The 20,868-nt window shown below is 49.6% G+C and carries 14 protein-coding genes; 1 reads left to right on the top strand and 13 read right to left on the bottom strand.

Annotated features, from left to right (window positions below):
- From ACO1NT_RS04715 to ACO1NT_RS04675, 9 genes are all read right to left on the bottom strand, one after another.
- On the bottom strand, positions 1-652 hold a 652-nt coding region (locus ACO1NT_RS04715; protein WP_449047252.1), incomplete at its 3' end, for a PIG-L deacetylase family protein.
- A gap of 19 nt (positions 653-671) precedes the next feature.
- On the bottom strand, positions 672-2,294 hold the full coding sequence (locus tag ACO1NT_RS04710; protein WP_449047251.1) for a sodium:solute symporter family transporter: 1,623 nt from the start codon (positions 2,292-2,294) through the stop codon (positions 672-674).
- A gap of 3 nt (positions 2,295-2,297) precedes the next feature.
- Positions 2,298-5,006: a hypothetical protein gene (locus tag ACO1NT_RS04705; protein ID WP_449047250.1), complete on the bottom strand. Its 2,709-nt coding sequence runs from the start codon at positions 5,004-5,006 to the stop codon at positions 2,298-2,300.
- Between the two features lies 1 nt (position 5,007).
- Positions 5,008-7,686 (bottom strand): hypothetical protein, encoded by a 2,679-nt coding sequence (locus ACO1NT_RS04700; protein ID WP_449047249.1) that lies wholly within the window; start codon positions 7,684-7,686, stop codon positions 5,008-5,010.
- 238 nt (positions 7,687-7,924) lie between these two features.
- Positions 7,925-9,085, bottom strand: a complete 1,161-nt coding sequence (locus tag ACO1NT_RS04695; RefSeq protein WP_449047248.1) for a DUF4998 domain-containing protein — start codon at positions 9,083-9,085, stop codon at positions 7,925-7,927.
- A 76-nt stretch (positions 9,086-9,161) separates the two neighbouring features.
- Positions 9,162-10,337 (bottom strand): DUF5000 domain-containing lipoprotein, encoded by a 1,176-nt coding sequence (locus ACO1NT_RS04690; protein ID WP_449047247.1) that lies wholly within the window; start codon positions 10,335-10,337, stop codon positions 9,162-9,164.
- A gap of 44 nt (positions 10,338-10,381) precedes the next feature.
- Positions 10,382-12,265, bottom strand: coding sequence for a RagB/SusD family nutrient uptake outer membrane protein (locus ACO1NT_RS04685; protein ID WP_449047245.1), 1,884 nt, complete (start codon positions 12,263-12,265; stop codon positions 10,382-10,384).
- A gap of 11 nt (positions 12,266-12,276) precedes the next feature.
- Positions 12,277-15,384 carry a SusC/RagA family TonB-linked outer membrane protein gene (locus tag ACO1NT_RS04680; RefSeq protein WP_449047244.1) on the bottom strand — a complete coding sequence of 1,036 codons (3,108 nt, stop codon included), beginning with the start codon at positions 15,382-15,384 and terminating at the stop codon, positions 12,277-12,279.
- Between the two features lie 281 nt (positions 15,385-15,665).
- Positions 15,666-17,729 carry a TIM-barrel domain-containing protein gene (locus tag ACO1NT_RS04675; protein ID WP_449047243.1) on the bottom strand — a complete coding sequence of 688 codons (2,064 nt, stop codon included), beginning with the start codon at positions 17,727-17,729 and terminating at the stop codon, positions 15,666-15,668.
- Between the two features lie 289 nt (positions 17,730-18,018).
- Between ACO1NT_RS04675 and ACO1NT_RS04670 the strand changes: the two genes are divergently transcribed.
- Positions 18,019-18,918, top strand: coding sequence for a helix-turn-helix domain-containing protein (locus tag ACO1NT_RS04670; RefSeq protein WP_449047242.1), 900 nt, complete (start codon positions 18,019-18,021; stop codon positions 18,916-18,918).
- A 100-nt stretch (positions 18,919-19,018) separates the two neighbouring features.
- Here ACO1NT_RS04670 and ACO1NT_RS04665 read toward each other — a convergent pair whose 3' ends face one another.
- From ACO1NT_RS04665 to ACO1NT_RS04650, 4 genes are all read right to left on the bottom strand, one after another.
- Positions 19,019-19,192 carry a hypothetical protein gene (locus ACO1NT_RS04665; RefSeq protein WP_449047241.1) on the bottom strand — a complete coding sequence of 58 codons (174 nt, stop codon included), beginning with the start codon at positions 19,190-19,192 and terminating at the stop codon, positions 19,019-19,021.
- Complete coding sequence (locus ACO1NT_RS04660; protein WP_449047240.1) at positions 19,179-19,409, bottom strand: hypothetical protein; 231 nt, start codon at positions 19,407-19,409, stop codon at positions 19,179-19,181. Before ACO1NT_RS04660 ends, ACO1NT_RS04665 begins: the two co-directional genes overlap by 14 nt.
- Before the next feature lie 208 nt (positions 19,410-19,617).
- Complete coding sequence (locus tag ACO1NT_RS04655) at positions 19,618-20,100, bottom strand: DUF5675 family protein (protein ID WP_449047239.1); 483 nt, start codon at positions 20,098-20,100, stop codon at positions 19,618-19,620.
- Positions 20,101-20,163: 63 nt separating this feature from the next.
- On the bottom strand, positions 20,164-20,847 hold the full coding sequence (locus ACO1NT_RS04650; protein WP_449047237.1) for a DUF6266 family protein: 684 nt from the start codon (positions 20,845-20,847) through the stop codon (positions 20,164-20,166).
- Positions 20,848-20,868 lie beyond the last annotated feature (21 nt).

Below are 20,868 nucleotides of genomic sequence, written 5' to 3'. Positions count from 1 at the left end.
CCCCATTACGTTCGGAGAATGATTTCATCAGTAGGACAAACTCATCCACCTTGGAGATGGACCGCAACCAATCTCGCTGGCTATGGTGGCAGCAGAGCATTTCTTCTTTGATAGCGATGACGTCGCTGATATCCACAACTACGTCTCCCACTACCTGCCTGCCATACCGATCTTTGCCCTGCACCGCATCGGCATAATACAGATGCGGCACCTGTGCCAGCAGGGGCAATCCCGGCGTGGCGATATTGGGTATGGTGGCTGCCATGCAGGCCGTCTGCGCCAAGTGGCTGGTCACCTCGTGGTCCAGCATATAATCATCCGGGCTCGCGGTTATCACCAAGGTAGGCTGTATTTCGCGGAAGAGTGCGATCACCTTCATCAGGGTGGGCTTGTCGTACAGGATAAAAACATCTTCCGACTCCAGGCACCGGTAGCTGCCACCAATGACGGCCGCCGCGGCCGCAGCTTCCTTACGACGTACCACGCTAATCTCTTCGGCATTGAGCTGGGTCGAACCGGCTTGCCCGGGTGTCATCGTTGCAATGGCAACCTGCCAACCCCGCCGCGACAAAAGAGCCAACAGCCCCCCACTTAAAATCTCCGCGTCATCGGGATGCGCCATGAGGCAGAGTACTGTATTTTTATTTTTCATGTTCATGTACCCTTTCTAATTACCACCACAAGATGTAAAGCGCGCCATAAACCACCGCCATAAGCCCCCACCAAAGCCACACCGACTGCCACCACGGCCGCCGTGGCTCATCTTTGGGGAGCCTTAACATCTTCGGCGTCCAGATCAGGTTGCCGATTTCCGTAACAACCCGTGGACGGCTATAAAGACTGACCACTACCATCATCAACACACAAAATATCTGAGTAATACCGCCCGTTACATAAAAATTATCCAGACCGTACGCCGTGATGGTTGCCGGTGCAAATAAAAGGGGAATGAAAACGAGTTGTATCAATGCGCCCAACGGGATGCCTACGATCAGCACGGTAAGAGAAGCTGCGGGCGTTGCCCTTTTCCAAAACATCCCTGCCAAGAAACAGGTAGCCACCGGCACGGCCAAGTAGGTAGACAGTGACTGGAAATAAATAAAAATCCCTCCCATCCTGCCGATCACCGGCGCATAAAGCACACTGAATGCCATCAACCCGAAGGTACACCACATCCCTACCCGGACCAACTGCTTGTCATTGGCTTGCTTATTCATCCATTTCTTGTACACGTCATACGTAAACAACGTAGAAATCGAATTTAGGAAAGCCGAAATGGTCGACATGATCGCTGCCAATATACCCACCAATATCAACCCCTGCATCCCCTTGGGGATGAGGTTGGCGATCAGCATCGGGTATACGTCGTCCACTTGCTCCGGTGTCACCGCAAATTCCGGATACCCCGTACTCGCGAGCACCCTGGCAATCATCCCGGGAAATATTTCCAGGAATGGCCGCAATAACACAAATGCCAATGCAAATACGATGGCCATGCGCACATCCCATTCCGTTTTTGCGCCGAACCCCCGCTGCACCAGCGTTTGGTTGATACAGGAGTAGAACAGCTGCAGGTTGAACAGCGAAAACAGCACGGCATGCCACGGCATGATGGGCGTGTCCATGGGCTGCATCAGGTGAAAACCACCCGGTGCGTGGGCCGCGATGTCCTGCCATCCATTTTCCAGTTTCACATATCCCAGGTAAAACAGGATGCCGCCCGCCAGGAACATCAGCACGAATTGGAATACGGAAGCGTTGATCATCGAAGACATGCCCCCGAATATGGTGAAGACCCCCGACACCAGTCCCAGCACCAATATCCCCTGCCAAAGCGGTATATCATAGATCACCTCAAAGAGTTTCGCGCCACCATACAATACAACCGCCAAGCTCAGGAACACATAGCTAAGCAGCAACAGGACCCCAAACACGTCCTGGCTGCGTTTGTCAAACCGCTCACCGAGGTACTGTGGCATGGTAACGATGTTATTGCGCAGGTAAAGCGGGAAAAACACGAAAATCAGCGCCGTATAGACCAAAACCGCAATCAAATACGAGTTCACCAGCGGCAGGCCCACGAGGTAGCCCATGCCGTTCATCCCGATGAGCTGCTCCGAGTTGAGCCCGGTGGCCACGTAGGCCGCACCTATCGCCCACCACGGCAGCAACCCCTTCGAGGTGAAATACTGCGCCGCATCGTCTTTCTTGCCGCGGCTAGACCAAACGCCGATGACGATGATGATGACAAAGTAACCGACAATGGTGAGGATGTCTAAGGTGCCTGCAGACATACATTAAAACGTTAGCCGGACCGTTGCTTTACCGCTAAAATCGGTAACCACCACACTTTCTGTCTTTTCGTCGTATGTTCCCCCATCAACATGGAGGGGTTTCCTACGGTCGGGATGCGGCAGCCTGATCCGCACCGTCTCGGGCTTCCGGTCGCCGGTGCTTTCGACGGTCGCTTCGATGTAGCCTTTACCCACATTCGATTTCGCTTCCACGCGCAATGGGCCGAAATAACTCTGCACGCCATCCAACACGATCTCTTCCCCATCGGCCATCCAAGCCCGGGGTATGGTCTTGAATATATCCAGCGCGTTCCCGTCTTCCATATAGAGCATCCACCGGGTTTCCATCAAAAACCAACCTTCCTCGTGCGTCTTATGGGGGGACACCTTGTATAGGTGTTCCCAAAATGTATACGTTTCGCGGTCGGCCAATGCCGCAAAGGTGCTGTAGTACGTTTCCAAAAACGGTTTAGACATCCCCAGCTTGGCCTGCAACCAATTGTGCCGGCTGTAATAGGGTTGGCTGAATGCTGCATTGCCTTGGTAAAACAGCTCGCTATGGTAATCCAGCAGCATCCTGGCAGCAGGCTCGTCTGCATCGATTACCTCACAAAACACCAGGTAGAGGGGCCCCAGCATGGCATCCGATACCGTGACGGTGCCGTGGGACCAAAACGCCTCCGGCTTCATATAGAGTGCTCGCAGTCCTACGGACTCTGTCCAGGGCGGTGCCGTGGGGCACCACGTCCCATCGCCCAAAGGCACCACCGGCGAAAGCGCCATCACATGGAAGAACGACTCGCGGATATCCGCTTTCCAGGCAGCCGCTTCCTTGCCAATCCGATCGGCCTCCTGATGGCCGATCGCGGCGAGTACTTCGGCGACCCGGCTCAAACCTATATAGGCATAGCCATTCAGCATGAACTGGTGGAAATGGTCTTCCGGATCCGCAACTTTCCCGGAAATCATTCCGTATCCCCGGCCCTCCAGCTCTTCTTTCTTATTCTGATTGCGCCATTCGATGAGGTAATCCGCCGATTTCAGCAGCTTCGATGCCGACTGACGCGCCCATTCCGTATCGTTGGTATACCGGAAATATTCGCCCATCGTCCAAAGGGCGGCGCCGGTTTCGACCATATAACCGCCGAAGTTCTGGATGAACCCATCTTCGTGCTGCTTATCCAAGAAATAGGTGAGTGAACGCTTGGCGACGTCCTGCCAGCCCATCGAGTTGTAAAATTGGATAATCGGCGCGCTCTCCGTACCGATCGGTGAATATACCCCGATGTTGGGTGCCAATGTGCCCTCAGGGTCGTTGCCAAACGTAATCAGGTCGAGATGCAATAAGCCGGCCCGGATCATTTCCTCGATCCGCTTTTCGGGCAGCTTGATGGTTGCCGCTTGCGCGAGTTTATCCTGCCAGAACTTTTTAGCTTCGGTGTACCGTTGCGCAAAAGATTGACCGGCCAGCGCCGTGGCCCGCTCGTTGTCGATGGGGCTATGGGGCACATAGAACTCAAACACCACCTTTTCGCCGGGCGGCACCAGGACGGCGATTTCTTCATTCCGCAAGGGTTCGCCGTTCAACCGAGAAATACAGAATACCCGCCCGGAGGGGAAGGTGGAAAAGCCTGTCTCCGCATCGAATGTATACGCTTTCTTATGATGCCACCCCGTGCCCGGACGCGGCGCCTTGAACCAGGCATACCGGGGTACCGCACCGGTGTTGACGGCCTCAGACCGGAAATACAACACGGTTTCTTCTTCAGGGTTGAGTGCCGACTCCAATCGGGCATCCAATATTTCGCGTTGCGCATCTGTAAACATATGCCCGCCACTGTGGCTATCGGCCACCAAAAAATCGGTGCCAAACCGGGAGCCCAGCGAAAGGGCCGACTTTTCAAACGAGACGAATGTGGTCGAATGGTATTGGATATCGTCATCGGTCAATGTGCTATGCAGGATGGGCAAAGCCCCCTGGTCGAGGCGGCGTGCAATATTGTCTTGCACCCCCACACCGCGCCCTACGGTGTACAGGTAATTGATAGGTTGGTTTTCGGTTTCGGGCAGGGTTACTGCGGTCACGGACCTCCGCGGCGAGATGATATTGGCCTCGCCGGGCGACTGGTCGGATAGTGCTTCCGTAATCTGAAAAATCCGGAAATCACGGCTGGTGCCCAACCATGTCGGTACGGACATGTCCCGCGTGCGATTTTCGACAGACGCAAAAGAAGCCTCCTCCGGCGAATCGGTAAGCTGTTGGATCTTGGTTTTCGATTTCCTTGATAAGACCGCCCTTTCGACCGCTTCATACGACCTTGGATCATCGGCTTCCAACACGACGACACCGTACGCCGGTATGTAAATGGGATAATCCGAGGTCACGTCGCGCAGGAAAAAGGAGAAGGCATTGGGCTGGTTGTCGACAGTTATCACTGTTGCCCCGGGGCTAACCTGCAAGTTTACCTCTTTGCAATCAACAACCAATGCATTATTGCCATCCGTCGTAAAATGGTAGCTATCTTCCGTTACTTTCCCACGTCCCTTTTGGATAGTAAGCCGTGATACGTAGCCGTTATCAACCCTAATCGTCCCCATTTGTTGGCCCTGTTTCCATTCAATCCGGATGCGGAGGTCCGTCTCGCCCTGAGCGGGCTTAAAAAGAAACAGCGTGAAAGCCGCTAATAATCCGCACTTAAAATTCCGCTTCATTTCAATTAACATATTCAACATTTTTTTTAGTATCCAGATATTCTACCACAAGTTCCAACATGACCGTTCCGGGTAACACATTCCCTTTTAATTCAATATAATGTGTCTTGTGCATGGGATTTTTAGCATTAGCGAAGGTCTTGACTGGCACCTGCGTTCCATTTAGTTTAACCTCTTTTATCACCACAGCCGCTGGATCGGAGAAGCCCAACTCGACGATCGCGTCGTCTTGTTGGTTTCGGTCTTGTCCATAACGTTCAATAAACGGCAGCGTAAATACCGTTTGGTACGACACCGTTCCCGTTTTCGGGACAGGGTCGGTCAGTTCGCTTATTTGTTGCGTCATTTTGCGATACAGACGTCTTGTCGGGTCAGTAGGCGTCACGTTATCGGTATTAACCGTTAACATCACTTCATAATCTTCTGAAAAGGCATTGTGAACATATGCACCTAGAAACCCGTCCAGTTCCGCCGTTGGAAACGTCCGATATAATGAATCGTCATTTACGCACCACTGGGTAAGCGCAGTGGGGGCCGCCTCCCTCGGTCCCTGAATACGAATACGGGCAATGCGCCCTTCTTTATCAATGAGTTTAGCGTTCACTGGAAAAGTATACATAGGTACTGTTGGTTTCTGTACGGCAAAAACGTCGGTGACCTGTCTACCTTCGGGAAGTACAACCGCTATTTCCCTTTCTACGCCTTGCTGCATTTCCAGGGCGATGAGATACCCGCTCGCTTTCTCTTCAACCCGAAGCGGTGCCATGCCGTATACTACGGGTTCCGTTAGGGTGGTTGGTTGCGGGGCCACTTCCACGATGCGAACCGCATAAGGAGCCAAAGTGAATTTAATCGTATCACCCATACGTGCAAAAGGTATCGGTTGCTCGATAATAGGACCACTATGTGGATAAATCTCCGACAATACAAATGACGTTCCCGCTGTCAGTCCCATCGTGCCGTCGAGCACTAACTCCTTGTGCACCGGAAAGGCGTTTTGGTTGACAAAGCACAAAAAGCCGCGGTCCTCTTTAACATGGCCATACACTTCCGCAGCGCCGAGGCCAGGGGAATCGCCTAACCTACTCGTATACCTCCATACATCATAGTGTTCGCGAATAAACTCCAGCCAATATTTGATAAATGATTTAATGCGCAAATTATCTTTATTGGGTATTCGATCTAAAAACGAGCGAATTTCGCCCAGGCCAATATTGGGGGTAACCGCGAGCCCTTGAAGGAGGCTATATTCAAACACGTGAGGATCAGCTAGTCTACTATTTGGCGCAAGATAATACTCGTAATTAGTAAAAGCCGTATACGGAACAAAATACCGCTCGTGCACAGAGACCATTTGTTCCCGGCGGCCGTCGCCTAGGTTTTTAAGTATATTCAAGTGGGGAGAGTATTCGCGCACATGTGGATCTGTTAAATAAACATTCGGGTTATACCAAATTAACTTAGGCATCAATTCGAGCCAATTACCACTATTGGACCAGACAAGGAAGTTTTCGTCTAATTCATTTAATGCGCCCATCATGTTTACGAGCCCCAATATCTGTTGGTAAGTATCGCCAACCGGGTGCCCATGATTATTCGCATAACAGGGTCGAATATTCAAAAAATCTAGACATATTATTTGCAGGCCATATTTTCTATTATGTGCGACTAACCGACTCGTCATCATGTCGACATACTCATACACCCCCAAGCATTCAGGGCCCATATTCCCCTCGGCATCTCGAATCAACCAGTCAGGCCTGTCTAGCTCACGGTGTTGATAATTGTAATGGGGACAATATAGCCCTTGTGGGACCGCATAATCACCCATCTTCACGCCCAAGTTCCTTGCAATATGCTTTAACCTCAGCATGTTATTACCTGTACGCTCCTCGTCGGGCCAATCAAACACGCCTTCGAACACCTGGTAATATTCAATGCCGAGTTCCGCGTTCAACCGCAGGTCTTCTTCCACCAACTCTGGGCTTAAAGCTATCGTTGGATTATCATACATCGAGTAAAAGATGTGATTATCGCGAACGTCCGTCATTCGGTTAGTTATACTTGCAGACAAAACCATGGGGCGCTGAAACCGTGAAGTAAACCGCTTTTCAATATATGTGGAGACCGCCTCAATCTCAGCACGGTCAAATTCTCCGACCATTTCTCCCGACAGTTTACATGCCCCAATACTTAATGTGTGGGCATCATACGTTCGGCCTTCAAGTAGCGCTATACCCGGAGGATAGTGTATGCCCAAACTATCTATCCGACTGTAAGGAAAATCTAAGGATAAAAAAAAGGAAATTCCGTTCTTGCGAAGAAAAACAGTGTTATCCAGGAGCGCCGTAGAATGAATTATTTTTTCAACGCCCTCTTCCCAAGAGCCCGAAAACCATGTAACCTTATTTAATCGCGATTCTGCTAATGCATTGACCGTTAAAAATAACGTAACGAAATCACCTTCACTTTTGGACCAATCCGCAATGACGTGCCCATCAGTATCCAGCTTAAAAAGTTCGCCCGAAAAAGCCACTTGCTGGCCCTCGCTATACAGCATGACCTTATCGTCAGTCACCTCGATTTCGACAGGAACGAACCTCGCTGCTCCCCAGTCGAATTGTGGTTCATCGTTGGCCCGGGCAAAGAGGCCGTAAACGATACCAACGATTAACAACATGACCGGCCGTATGTCTCTTCGAGCGTTTCTCATCTTTGCGGAAATGCGTAAAAAGGTAAAAAACACGTCTCATTACCTTCCTTCCTATTTTTCATATTATTTTCATTTGGCACCTAATCGGATAAACAAAGGTATCGGCTATTCGAACCCGACGACACCACCGCATTTGCAGTTACCAATACAGTATTTACAAATGCATCTGGAATCTTATCTCGAACGGCCAAGTTTCGCTTCCATCCTATTCAATCGGCTGAAGTGGTGTTTCTTGATTTCCCCAGAACGTGATTTCAGCGATTCCAACGGCAGGAATATCGCCAAACGTCTTTGTTGTTTTCCAACGAAGATAACGATAAGGCGGAGTGCCTTCCGGAAACTCAAATTCAAGTCCTTCCCGTGACGCTTCCATATCCGCTGTCGTCAAAGTACCTAAGGGCGAGCCAGACGGCTTTATCGCCACACAATCCATGATCTTCGTCCACGTTCCCCAATCGCCATCGAGTTCATTACTGCCCCAGACTTCCCATCTTTCCGGGCTCGCATGGGCAAATTCGTAGGATGCACCGGTGGGCCACATGAAATACTTAAAATGATCGAAGGTCGTAGGTACATGGAAGTCAAGGGTAAAGGACTGGGGTAACGCAGACGTTTCGCCAACTGCGGTTTCACCAATATTAGTCACATCGCCATCTACGAAATTCATATAGTCCAAGCCGGCATAGAACTGATTATAATCGCCGGCGAGGGTCATAATTGGTGTTGGATTGGGCAGCTTTTTTGGGGCCGATAACGGTATAATTGAGTGGTATTCGGAATAAAATGTATCAACCGCGATACCGCCTGGTATATACAGCGTTCGGTACTCGATGACCGATCCTGGCTTATAATCGGGTAAGACCAATACATTTTCTGCCAAGGGAAGCGTGGTGGTATGAGGCTGATCATTTTGGTCAATATGCACGACCTCCATAGCCACAGCATCCTGCGTGGTATTCGTATACCATTCGAGGAAAGCCGTAGCGCCATCAGTGCTCGCGGATCGGACCACGCCGTTTACCAGATGTGACTCATAATCGTCACCGAGTGCCTCGGCATAAGTGTTGATTTTTACCGAATGATTTCCATACTTATCATACGTGACCACATCGATGGCATAACCACCTTCATCCAAGTCGATCAGCCATACGTGTACCGTATCGAGTCCAGGCTCGCGTATAATCTGATGATCCATTTTCTGTTCCCCGCTATTCCATGATATCATTGCCCCTACCACCTTTTTATCCGGTCCGATCGGCCACGACAATTTAATGCGGTGCCTGCCTGGGTAGGCCTTAAGGGAATCTGCCTTTTGGGCATAAATAACTTCGCCGTCGTGAATATAATGCCGATAAGTATCATCCATTTCCTTACATCCAGACGCGTAACATAATGTTAAAAACGCAAGGCCTAGAATTGCTTGATTTCGTGAATTCATCATCTCAGTTGTTAATTTGATTCCCCCAAAAAGTGAGTTCAGCGATACCTACTGATCTCATGCCTCCAAATGTTTTGGTTGTTTTCCATCGGATATAGCGATAGGGGGGCGTTCCTTCCGGAAAGTCAAAATCAAGCCCTGCCCGTGACGCTTCTTGGTCTTCTTGGGTCATGACGCCTAGCGGTGCGCCGGAGGGCTTTACGGCCACACAATCCATAATCTTCGCCCAGTTATTCCAATCGTCGGTCAATTCATTGCTCCCCCAAATCTCCCATTTTTCAGGACAGGCATAGTTAAATTCATAATGTGCGCCAACTGGGTACATAAAGTATTTGAAACGACTGAATTGAGTCGGAACCCGAAAATCGAGCGTAAACGACTGCGGCATGGGCGTAGCATTGTCTAGCCACGTTTCCATTGTCGTGGATACGCTGCCATCTACCATTTTGCTGTAGTCCAACCCACCCCAAAAGAGGTGGTAATCTCCGGGAAGCGCAGTAATGGGAACCGGATTCGGAATCTGTATTTCAAAAAGCGGTGTGAGAAATACGTTCACCGTATCTGATTTATTATTCCATCGGTCCTTCACAAATGCACCGAACTGGATTTCCGTGGCTTCCTGATTCCGTACCGTCAGGGTCCCCTGCCGCCTTTTGGTGTATAATTCGTCGACCGGCGTCCATTCATCATCCACTTTCTTCAAAAGATTGATGACAACGTTATTCGTATCTACATTCTCAAAACTAACAGAAATTCCACCAAAGGTTGGTGTAAAGACAAACGAAGACGCTATTTGATAAACAGGCGGTGTGAGCGGGCTTATTTTAACGGAAACCGGTTCAGATTCAACCTCCGACCGGCTAACTGCATATAACGTTACATCCCGTTCGTTTGTATTACCGAGTCCTTCAATTATCAACGTATCGACATAGGCAGAGGCTTTCACCTCATGGAAATATCCCTCTGGAAATTCGTAGACCGCTTTTACATACAACAAATCTTCGGTGTCTGGCAATTCGTATTGTAACTTAGCACCGCCGGGCAAATTTTCTATTTCGACGTGATATACTGGAGCTGGTTTCCCGCCAGCGGTTAAAATCGGAGTGGGCGATTCTTCTTTACACGCAATCGCGGTAAATATCAACCAAGACCATCCGATCAGAAATCTTATTTTGCTCATGATATTCGTTAACTAGTGGTATAAGTTTATAATTTGTGACCTGATTACCAGCCGGGGTTTTGCACAAGATTCTTGTTTCTAATAAGTTCCAACTCCCGAATGGGCCAGAAGTAGTCCCGAAAATTAAACTTTCGATTAAAGATTGTAGACACCGTATAATATGCCCGAGCTTCTTCCTGCGTGATGTCCCAACCTTGTATCCGATAATTGAGCTCATCAATGGATTTCTTCCATCGTTTTAAGTCCCATGACCGATGTCCCTCAAATGACAATTCAATCGCGCGCTCGCCATGGATAATCTCCCTCAACCCTTGTTGAGTCATATATTTATCCGGTCGGTTGGAATAGGCGGACCAAGATTCCTCGACGCCAGCCAACCCCGCTCTCGCCCGTACCTCATCGATATAATAGAAGGCTTCGGCAACCGGGCCCTGGCTTTCATTGATTGCTTCGGCATATAATAAATATAAGTCGGCAAGCCTGATTTCAGGATGAGGATAATTCACAATTGAAAAATCGACCGTTGAAGAATAAACGCTCTCCGGATGAACTAGCTTCTTTGGCCAGTACCCCGTAGCGGAATAGCCATGCATCGGCATACCTCCCGCATTCTGTCCGAACTTCGCCTCGACAAACCAACTATTTGCTTCGTTTAGCCGCCCTTGGCCATACCAAATAGAGCCGTCGAATCCCAGCGATGCATAAAAGCGAGGTTCCCGATCAAAATTGAGCTTAACCGTCTGGTAGCCCTCTTTAATATAATACCGCTCGCTAGCTCCCGCCGATTTTAAATCGTATCGCCCACCGTAATCCCAAGTTTTGTCCTCCGTAATTGGCACGCCATGGTTAGAATAGAACATTTCCACCATTTTCAGGGTAGCGCCTAATGTACTCGACACCGATAACCCCGAAGTACTCCCATCTAAACGAGCTTGTGCTTCCCGTTGATTTTCTGCAGACAGACTCTTCACATTTCCCCAAATAATCTCAGGATTCCACCGATCGGTAACCGCATATCGAATATTCATCTTCACGTTCGTTTCCTGCGAGACAAATGAGGAGTTCGGTTCATTTTCGTGATAATAATACAACTTGTGCCCTGCCTCATGTGCCGCGTCGATAGCAGCTTTACATGCCTCAGCCGCGACACGCCATTTATCTGGGTCAGCGGTTTGGTTGAAGAATACTGTCCCGCCCCGGTCTTTGAAACTTGCGTAGTCCGAATTACCATTGAAAAGTGGGCTGGCCGCCACCACCAATGCTTTAGCTTTCAGGGATAATGCAATAATTTGGGTTATCCTGCCCATTTCGGTTGCCTCTGCTTGGATGGTTGGGGGGAGTTCTAGTATGGCTTCATCCAATAATCCGACGATATAGGCAAAACAATCATCGATTGGTTCTCTTTTCACTTTAGTTTCTGATACGGACGCCGAAATGGGCAAGTTTTCCCGGATCAACGGGATTGGACCGTAATAGCGCAATAAGTGAAAGTGATAGTACGCTTTGAGGAACTTAACTTCCGCCGCCCAGCGTCGTCGTTCCAGTTCGGTGGCGTCCAGTACCTGATCAACATTCGCTAAGAAAATATTGCAATCACGTATCCCCATAAACAGGGACGCTATACCGTCGCGCCCTGACCAATAGTCGAACCAGGGATCCGCTACCGTTTGAAATCCGCGTAGCACCTGATTGGATCCGTATTCCCGAATGGTCCATAACTCATCAGCTCCTAATACGGCGGGATCCCAAACATAATTGCCTCCTTTGGGAAGGTAGGAATAGCAGGTAAACAAGAACTTTTCCGCAGTGTTCCGCATGGTGAAGGCATTTTCGATGGTAGCAACATTGTCCGGAACAATATCAAGGTATTCGCCACAGGAACCCACCACCAGTGAAAAACCCAAAACTATAACTCGTATCCTTTTCATAATATACGCGATTAAAATGACATTTGAAGTCCTAAATTATAGACGCGTTGAACCGGATATCCCAGTCCTTCACCTCCCATTTCCACATCCCATAGCTTAAACTTACTCCAGTTCATCAGATTGGTACCAGACGCGTACACACGCAAATTGGTTACTCTTAATCGTTTGACCAACTGCGGAAGTAGGGTGTAACCCAGTTCCAATGACTTGAGTCTGAGAAACGTCCCATCCCGCATAAACCAAGTGTTAAGTTGTGCATTGTTACCATTCAGGGTCCGGCTTAACCGGGGCAAAATCGCATAAATATCACGGTTGTCTTCAGACCAGTAGCTGTCGGCGTAGGCGTCGAGCAATTGATTACCGTTTACGAACGGCTGGGTAGATCCACCTGCGTTAATCCAGAACGACGACTGCCCAGAACCCTGGAAAAAACAGGAAAAATCAAACCCCTTATAGCCCGATGAAAAGCCAAAGCCATAAATAATCTCCGGTGTAGTCGGGTATCCGATGGGTGCCTGATCCAGGGTCGTTACCTGCCCATCGCCGTTTACATCCCGGTATTTGATATCACCCGCCATATAAGCTCCAAAGCCCTGGACAGGTGCATTGGACACATCCGCTTCATCCACAAATAACCTTTCGGCGATGTATCCCCAATTTTGGGATAAAGAATAACCCAGCCGCGACAGGTTGGCATCATCATATTCCGGTTCTTCAACCACCTTATACTGGCTCGTCGCATAGGTGAAGTTGCCCCGGCTGATGATCCATAATCCATTAGAAAAAGTATGAGACAAATCCACCGACATATCCACGCCATTACCAGCAGCTTCACCGACATTCGCTCGCACGGGGGCGGAAAGCCCCATCGTCGAAGGAATAGAAGCCCGGTCCATCAGTATCTGATCTCGGTATTCGGTAAAATAGTCCACCTGAAAATCCAGTTTTTTAAACAGGCTGAGTTCGACACCCAAATTCAATTTTCGAGCTACTTCCCACGTAATCAGTTTATTATCATAACGAGAAACCAGCACACCATTTTGGCCATATGTTAAATCAGTGCCAAAAGCACTGCCTCTGCTCGCATTATCCATATCGACAGTGGACAAATAAAAAAACCGGTCAAGGGGCCCGCCAATGGCATCATTTCCGACCAACCCATAGGTAGCGCGCAATTTTAGGTTCGTAACCGTATTTTTAAGCGATTCCATGAAACCCTCGTTCGAGACGGTCCAAGCGACACCCGCTGAAGGGAAAAAGCCAAAGCGATTATCTTTATAGAAACGCTCTGAACCGTTGTAACCAAAATTAAATTCCACGAAATAGCGGCTATCGTAAGAATAGGTTGCCCGCCCGGACAACCCCAAGTTTCGATAGGGTAATGATCTCAGGAGCGATCCGGAATTTCCTTCCAAATAGTTTCGCATCGTGTAGATGAACAGACCACTAACACCGTGCGTATCGTTAAACGTGCGGTTGTATGTAATGGCTGCCTCGGCATACAGGTTGGTTTGTATGGTTTTCGGCCCCTCTTCGTAACCTAAGTATTCTGTTCCACCATTCGGATTGATCACGTCGATCGCATAATCATCCGTAAACCGGTCATAACTCAACACTTCGTAATAGAAAGGGTTGTAGTATCTGGAAACATCAAAAAACGAATACCGGTTTGTATTGACCATGGCGCGTGAAGACAAGCCTTCGGTTAGGTACGACAAGTTATGCTTCACTTCGAACTGGGCCATCATTAGCGATTTGTTATAATCCATATACCCCTTCATCAATTCTGCGTACGGATTGATATAACTTCCTGTGGAATGCCCACCAAACATAATATGGCGCGTATGTTGATGTTTTTCGTCTGTTGGAAAATATGCTGGGAACATCACAGGGCTGGTACGCATTACCATACGGTACATCTCAGCGCCGCCATGAATCGGACCCTGATAATCGTCAAAACTGCCGTATAATTTAACGCCGGCGTCTGTTGTTTTGGTGATTTTGATATTCACATTGGACCGTAGCGAATAACTCTTCAAATCAATATTGTTGTTGAAGTTATTCCGAGGGTCGACCTTCAACACCCCGTTATCCTGATTGAACGTGCCTGCAATGTAATATTGGGCTACCTCACCACCTCCCGTTACGTTAAGGTTAAATCGCTGATTGTGTGTGTAGTCCTTAAATAACTCTTTCATCCAATCCGTTGCCGGATATACCCATGGGTTGGCACCGGTCAATGTATTATCAATCTTGCGTTCCGAATAGGGGACATCTAGAAAACCCCTTGTCAGTACCGATTCATTTTCTAGTTTCATATAGGTGACCGGATCAGCCAACTTGATATTTTTTGTCGGTGCTGACAACGAACTTTCATAACGTAAGCTGATGCTGGCCTTTTCTGCTTTTCCAGTTTTAGTAGTCACCAATATGACACCATTGGCTCCGCGGGCACCATAAAGGGCCGTTGCTGTTGCATCCTTCATGATAGAAAAACTAGCAATGTCATCAGGCTGAAGCCTAGCCAGTTCTGTCGTGGAAAACTCTACGCCGTCGATGAGAATCAACGGATCTTTTTTATAGCCGAAGGTGGTGACTCCACGGATAAAAAAATCAGCGTTGTCCAAACCCGGTTCGCCGCTACGCTGATAAGCAATCACCCCCGCCAAGCGCCCGGCCAGCGCCGTGGTCAAGTTACTTGATGGCACTTTAAGTTCTGAGGGATTGATACTTGTGACGGCGCCCACCACCTCCGACTTTTTTTGTGTTCCATAAGCAACCACCACGACCTCCTCCATCAAGCTCGTATCACTTTCGAGTACAACCTGCAGTCTGGACGCGTCCTGTATGACCACTTCCGTGGTTAGAAAACCAATATTCGAGAAGACAAGGACGTCGCCCTTAATAACCTCGAAAATGAATCGCCCGCTTTCGTTCGTGCTGGTGCCTCCTGCCGGATTGGATTTCAAGCTAATGGAAACACCCTGAAGGGGGTTTTGAGCCGTGTCTATTACAATACCTGTTATCTCTGTTTTCTGCTGGCCATATCCCAACCATGGAACTGCCAAGCTCGCAAATACAAGACAGCAATTAACTAAAAAGGCTTTTACTCTTTTCATATCAACATAATTTAAGTATAAGTTATACCTGTGCCAATAGGCTCCCCGCTCAATTGCAACAATCGAGTACAATAGTCTGGTTAGTGTGATATTCTTTTATCGGCTAATCGTGCTTCCCACCTGTTTGTCACCACTGATAAAACAAAAATAGGAGGTGGCCGGTGCTTTTAACACCACAAGATTTGCGATTAACAATACATTATTTACCCATAAAATGAACATCCAGTAAAACGAGACAGAATAAATAAATAGCAGGCATACACGATCGGGTCGTCAAATGGCTATCCTGTTTTAGTCAACATCACCGCATGGCATCCCGTGGATGCGGAAAGGTTCAGATTCAAGCCGTTGTTTTCGTCGGCTGCCAGTGTAAGTGCATATTCCTCTTCCCACACCTGGTCAAAAACTCCCACTTTCCATTGCCCGGAGACACCTTCCAGTCGGGTTGTTGTCCGGTTGCTATACGCATTGATGATAAAAATTTTGCGTACCCCCTCCACGGTTATGAGGCCTGGTATCGCTTCAAAAAAGCCAAAAAACGCCTGCTTGTTGCGCACTACTTTCAATAGGGCGGACGGCGGTGTCGGAAGCAACGGTGTCAATTGCCCCAGCACCAGATCTTCCTTGTGGCGATGATAAAACTCCAACCACGCTTTGACGATCTGATTGTGTGTCGTTGGCGAATCCTGGAGGATTACCGAAAAGGCGGGGACGCCCGCCAGGGTAATACTGGCCATTTGCCTCGCAACATTCACATCGCTCTCACTAATAGCCCAGCTCGTGCAGCATGCGTGTGTCAGTACACCCGCTCCATAGGTTTTGAGAAATACGACGTCTCGTCGATTCATATTATAGTCTTGAGGAACGTCCATAGGCCACACATGCGTGCAATATGTCTTGGCGTTGAGGTTGGCAGAACCCCTCCTCAAGATAATAACCGCGTTGGGATTACATTCAAGGGCTTTTCTATAAAGGCGTTGCATGAGCAAGGTATACGCCTGGTGAAGGTCCAACGAGACTGTCGAGATTCCGGCTGGAACCGGATCCGCCTTTTCGGGTATCTCAAGAAAATCATACCATAAACCATCAATATCATATGTATCAAACATATACTCCCAAGCATCCGACAAATAATCGTGTACTTTCCTCATACGCGGATCGAGATAAGGCTGCGCTTGCCCATCAACCATCAACATACAACCATTCATCGCTGGCCACGCTTTCGCATGCTTACCCATTAACAATGGCGCCACGTGCAATATTACTCGTTGGCCATTGTTGTGCATTTCCTTTACCATGCCGACTGGATCCGGAAACCGGCCGCCGTCGAAAAAATAATCACCGTCCGTGTCAAAAGAATACGCATGTTCCCACGGGATATTCCATCCCGCATCCAATTCAATGGTAGTAACCCCCAGCTTAGCGGCAAGCTGCGCATCGTTCCGAATGCGTGCTTCATCAATACGGTCCGCATGTGCATACCAAGAATGCCACATGGGGTTCAATGCCCAATCGCTGATGGGGTCGGGCTCAAAGTCCCTGAATTCATCCACAGTAATGCTGTAATCCTGGAGTGCTTCAAACCAAGTTACATTATCATCGGCATTTATGTAAATCCCATCTTTATAGCTATGCGTGGGAACGCCTGTGGTGATAGACCGATTTAGACCGGCTCGGACATAACTGTTTGCGATTCCGGGGGCCTCCCCGCCGTTTGCAGGATTGTATGTTGAAGCCTCCAAATTGCAGGTATGGATCTGGCTCAAAAGTCCCAGCGTTAAGGTATTGCGGCCGTCGGTTTGCTGCATCCAAATGATGGGATGTTCGAACTGTGCCCTTGACTGGCCCTGAAGAACGAAGGGAAGGTCGATCCGGTAATTTTGTTGGGCCATCGTTCCGGTGGTAAACAATTTATAAACACCGGCATAACTCGTTTTACATTCGACCCGATTTTCAAGTATTTTGAAAGGTTTTCCATCCAAGCGGGAGAGGTCGAAATTTATGATTACCGTTTTGTACGCTTTTTCTAACACGTCAATCTTCAGCAGATATCCATTACTCCGATACTCGCCAGCTATTCTAGCAATCCCATCGTCCGATTGCTTTTCCCATTTTTGTGCGGGAGGATCAAGCGTTAAATTCATCTTGAAATGCCCCCGCAGGGTATCCCAAGTTAAATCCTCGGATACTTGCCACATAGCCGCACCCGCATAGCCCCGGTCGGTCGCCGCAGGCACCTCTGGTTTATTTTCTGCCTTCACTAAGCTCGTGCCTGCCGCAATGGCCATGGTGGATCCAGCTAGTTGCTTAATGAATTTCCGCCTTGGTGTTGTCTTATTCATCATATGTTCATTTATAATCTATCGCTGTCATAATTGAATAGTCGCCCATCTGTATCCAAGCACATGCGTTGTTACCTTTTTTCCTATTTTCCATATTGTTTCATTTGGTTACCTAATCGGATAAAGCAAAAGTATCCCGTATCCGGAGTGCCTAACACCACCCCATTTGCCATTACCAACACAATATTTACATTATGGACCGAAAACAACATACGATTTGTTAATCTGGGAGTTAATCGCTAATTATGCATACGAAATCCCTGCATACCATTTGCGGTTAAAGGAGCCTGTTATGAAAGTTATTTTCGAGCATCAATCCCATCCAGCCGGATTAGGTTTTTCCATCAAGGAATACGTCCAGACCTATTTCACGTCGCCTTTCCATTTCCATGACCTTTATGAGTTGATCTGGATCAAAAAAAGCTATGGCAAGCTCTACGCCGGCAAACACATGATGAATTTCCAAGAAGGAGATATCTATCTTTTCGGTCCCGGTTTCGGCCATTGCTTCTATAACGAAAAGGCATTTATCGAGCAGGGGGAACACGCACATGCCGTGGCCGTATTTTTCAAAGAAGATTTCCTGGGGCAGGGTTTTTTCGAGAACACGGCCTACATCAAAATCAAGGAGGTGCTCGACAAATCGTCGTTTGGCCTCCATATCCAGCAGATGTCTTCCCGCATCCATGAGCTATTCGGCCGTATCGCCACGCAGAAGGGCATGGACGAGCTCATCACGTTCCTGCAGTTGCTCAACGAAGTATCGCGGTTGCCCCCTTCGGATGTCAAGGTGCTCAACGAGACGCAGTCGGCCATGAAACTTACCAATAAAGATTCAGCGCGATTGGAGCCGGTGCTCAAATATGTGATCGAGAACTTCCGCGATGACCTCGACAGCAAGACCGCTGCCCGCCTTATCCATCTCAACGATGCGGCGTTCTGCCGGTATTTCAAACGTCGCATGGAACAGACGTTCTCGCAGTTTGTCAACAATGTCCGTATCACGCATGCCACCAACCTGCTCCTCACGGAAGAGTGGGATATCCTGCGGATTTGCTATGAAAGCGGCTTCAAGAACCTATCTTATTTTAACCGGCAGTTCCGGGAGATCACCGGGCAAAGCCCGAAAGAATACCGAAGGGCCTTCCAGGGCGACCACCAAACCCTGGTGATGGATAACCAACCGGATTAACTTACCCTACTCGCGCAATTGCCTGCGCGTTTGGCACGCAAAAAAGGCCACCGGGCTGATCCATTAGCCCGGTGGCCTCCATTACGGATCAGGGTGATGGTTATTGGCGCCGCCGCCACCGCTGCAGCATCCAGCTTACCACGAAGCTCACCACCGCACCAAGCGCGGCTAGTACCGCTGTTTTGACCAGGTCGTGCACGCCGAGCTGGGCCACCACGCTGAGCAGCGTGCCCCCGCCCGTGCCGATGCCCAATTGGGCATTAGTCGTTTTCATCGGCCGCTCCTTCCCCCTTGCGCACGCCGCTTTCCACGGCCTCCAGCACGCCCAGCGCAAGGGCCAGGTATTTGGCCACGAGCACCACCTTGGGTGGCAGCTTCACCGGCGAGGCGATGACCAATTGGCTGGCCACCGCCAGCGCTTCCTTCATCCTGTCATAAAATGTCGGTTTCTCCGCTTCGGAGTGGCCGACGGTATTCATTGATTCTTTCATTGTTGTTTTGCTTTTTTGCTGTTTGCTTTCCCGATGCGCTTTGCTTTCGGGATGTCACTTCGTTCCATTTGCTTTTTTGCTGTTTGCTGTCTTTTTTTGCTTTCCCGATGCGCTTCGTTCCATTTGCTTTTGGCGTCATTGCGAGCAAGTGCCCTGGGGAAGTGCGGCGGAGCGAAGCAATCTATTAACCGGCTATCGCGCAAGCGGCCTAGGGTGCTTGCACCCAGTCGCGGTGTGGCAATCTATTCTCAACCACTAACCGGTCATTTCCTTTGTTAATTTCGGCCAACAGCAGCGGGTACACAAACTCATACGCCGGCCGGGAGCCCCTTACTTCGTAGTCGCCGTTTACCCGCACCCAGTACGACCCCGTGAGCGGGCAGCCGCTCGTATCCGTATGGTCATTGCCCGCGTGGAGGAATACCAGCCGAAAGTTGGGGATCTCGATGATCTCCACCATGCCCTCGTGGAATGCGGGGTATCGTTTGGCGTACCGTTTGTTCATGTCCGCCCCGTGGTTGAGCAAGAGACCGTACTCACCGGGCGGGATGGCCGTCTCCCCCGCCACCTTGTGGTCACGCACCGTGTCTTCCAGCAGGTAGCAGCAGAATAAGCCGCCGATATAGAGGTGGCTGAGGGTACTGTGCTTCCCCTCGGCCACGCGGATGATTTTGTTGCTTATAGCATTCATTTATTCAACGCTTGATGTGATAAAATAAGCAGCGGGGTCTTCCCCACCCCGCTGCTTATTCGACTAGGGTTCGGGTTCCGGGTCAGGGGCCGTGCCGCCTGTTACCGCTACCGTACCCAGGTAAAGGCTGTTGCAGGCTATGCCACCCGTTTTGCTCACCATGCCGAAATACACGTGCACCTCATCGCCCTCGAAATAGTCGGGCAACTCCAGCATCAGCTCCTCATCGAGGCGCGTGGCGCTGCCGATATCGTAGTGGTATTCCGCTTTGGCGGGGTTGTATGCCACCGCGATAGCCTGGTCGCTGTGGTCTGACTTGGTGCGCGGTCGCGTATTGTCGATCCATGCCACGCGCAGCACCTGCCCGGGCAGCGCCTCCACCAGCGGGTTGCGCGGTCGCACCAGGTCGCCTTCGCTGATGCGCACCAGTGCAGGGTCTACCGAAATGTCCGGATATTCGCCGGCGATGGCCTCTTTGTAGATCTGCCGGACCGCCAGGTTATAGCCCGACAGCTTCTGCTTGGCCAGCTTGCCATACCCCACATTGAACACATAGCTGATCGGTTTGGCGAACGCCACCGCTGCGGCGAACCGCACCCGGTGCATCAGCTGCTCCTCGGTGACGGGCCTTCCCTTGCTTACGCGCGGCAAACTACGCATGTAATCGATGCCACGCCAGTGGGCACCTACCACGTTTCCTACTTTCCCTGAAAATCCGCCTTGGATTCCTTTTCTAAAACTTCCCATAATACTCTTTAATTAAAATGT

This window comes from Parapedobacter sp. (assembly GCF_053550995.1).
The sequence above is the reverse complement of the archived record's forward strand: the minus strand, read 5'-3'. Positions and strand labels throughout refer to the sequence as shown.

Coding starts and splice junctions, on each gene's coding strand:
- ACO1NT_RS04710 (WP_449047251.1), bottom strand. CDS start 2,294: ATGTCTGCAGGCACCTTAGACATCCTCACCATTGTCGGTTACTTTGTC.
- ACO1NT_RS04705 (WP_449047250.1), bottom strand. CDS start 5,006: ATGAAGCGGAATTTTAAGTGCGGATTATTAGCGGCTTTCACGCTGTTT.
- ACO1NT_RS04700 (WP_449047249.1), bottom strand. CDS start 7,686: ATGTTGTTAATCGTTGGTATCGTTTACGGCCTCTTTGCCCGGGCCAAC.
- ACO1NT_RS04695 (WP_449047248.1), bottom strand. CDS start 9,085: ATGGATGATACTTATCGGCATTATATTCACGACGGCGAAGTTATTTAT.
- ACO1NT_RS04690 (WP_449047247.1), bottom strand. CDS start 10,337: ATGAGCAAAATAAGATTTCTGATCGGATGGTCTTGGTTGATATTTACC.
- ACO1NT_RS04685 (WP_449047245.1), bottom strand. CDS start 12,265: ATGAAAAGGATACGAGTTATAGTTTTGGGTTTTTCACTGGTGGTGGGT.
- ACO1NT_RS04680 (WP_449047244.1), bottom strand. CDS start 15,384: ATGAAAAGAGTAAAAGCCTTTTTAGTTAATTGCTGTCTTGTATTTGCG.
- ACO1NT_RS04675 (WP_449047243.1), bottom strand. CDS start 17,729: ATGATGAATAAGACAACACCAAGGCGGAAATTCATTAAGCAACTAGCT.
- ACO1NT_RS04670 (WP_449047242.1), top strand. CDS start 18,019: ATGAAAGTTATTTTCGAGCATCAATCCCATCCAGCCGGATTAGGTTTT.
- ACO1NT_RS04665 (WP_449047241.1), bottom strand. CDS start 19,192: ATGAAAACGACTAATGCCCAATTGGGCATCGGCACGGGCGGGGGCACG.
- ACO1NT_RS04660 (WP_449047240.1), bottom strand. CDS start 19,409: ATGAAAGAATCAATGAATACCGTCGGCCACTCCGAAGCGGAGAAACCG.
- ACO1NT_RS04655 (WP_449047239.1), bottom strand. CDS start 20,100: ATGAATGCTATAAGCAACAAAATCATCCGCGTGGCCGAGGGGAAGCAC.
- ACO1NT_RS04650 (WP_449047237.1), bottom strand. CDS start 20,847: ATGGGAAGTTTTAGAAAAGGAATCCAAGGCGGATTTTCAGGGAAAGTA.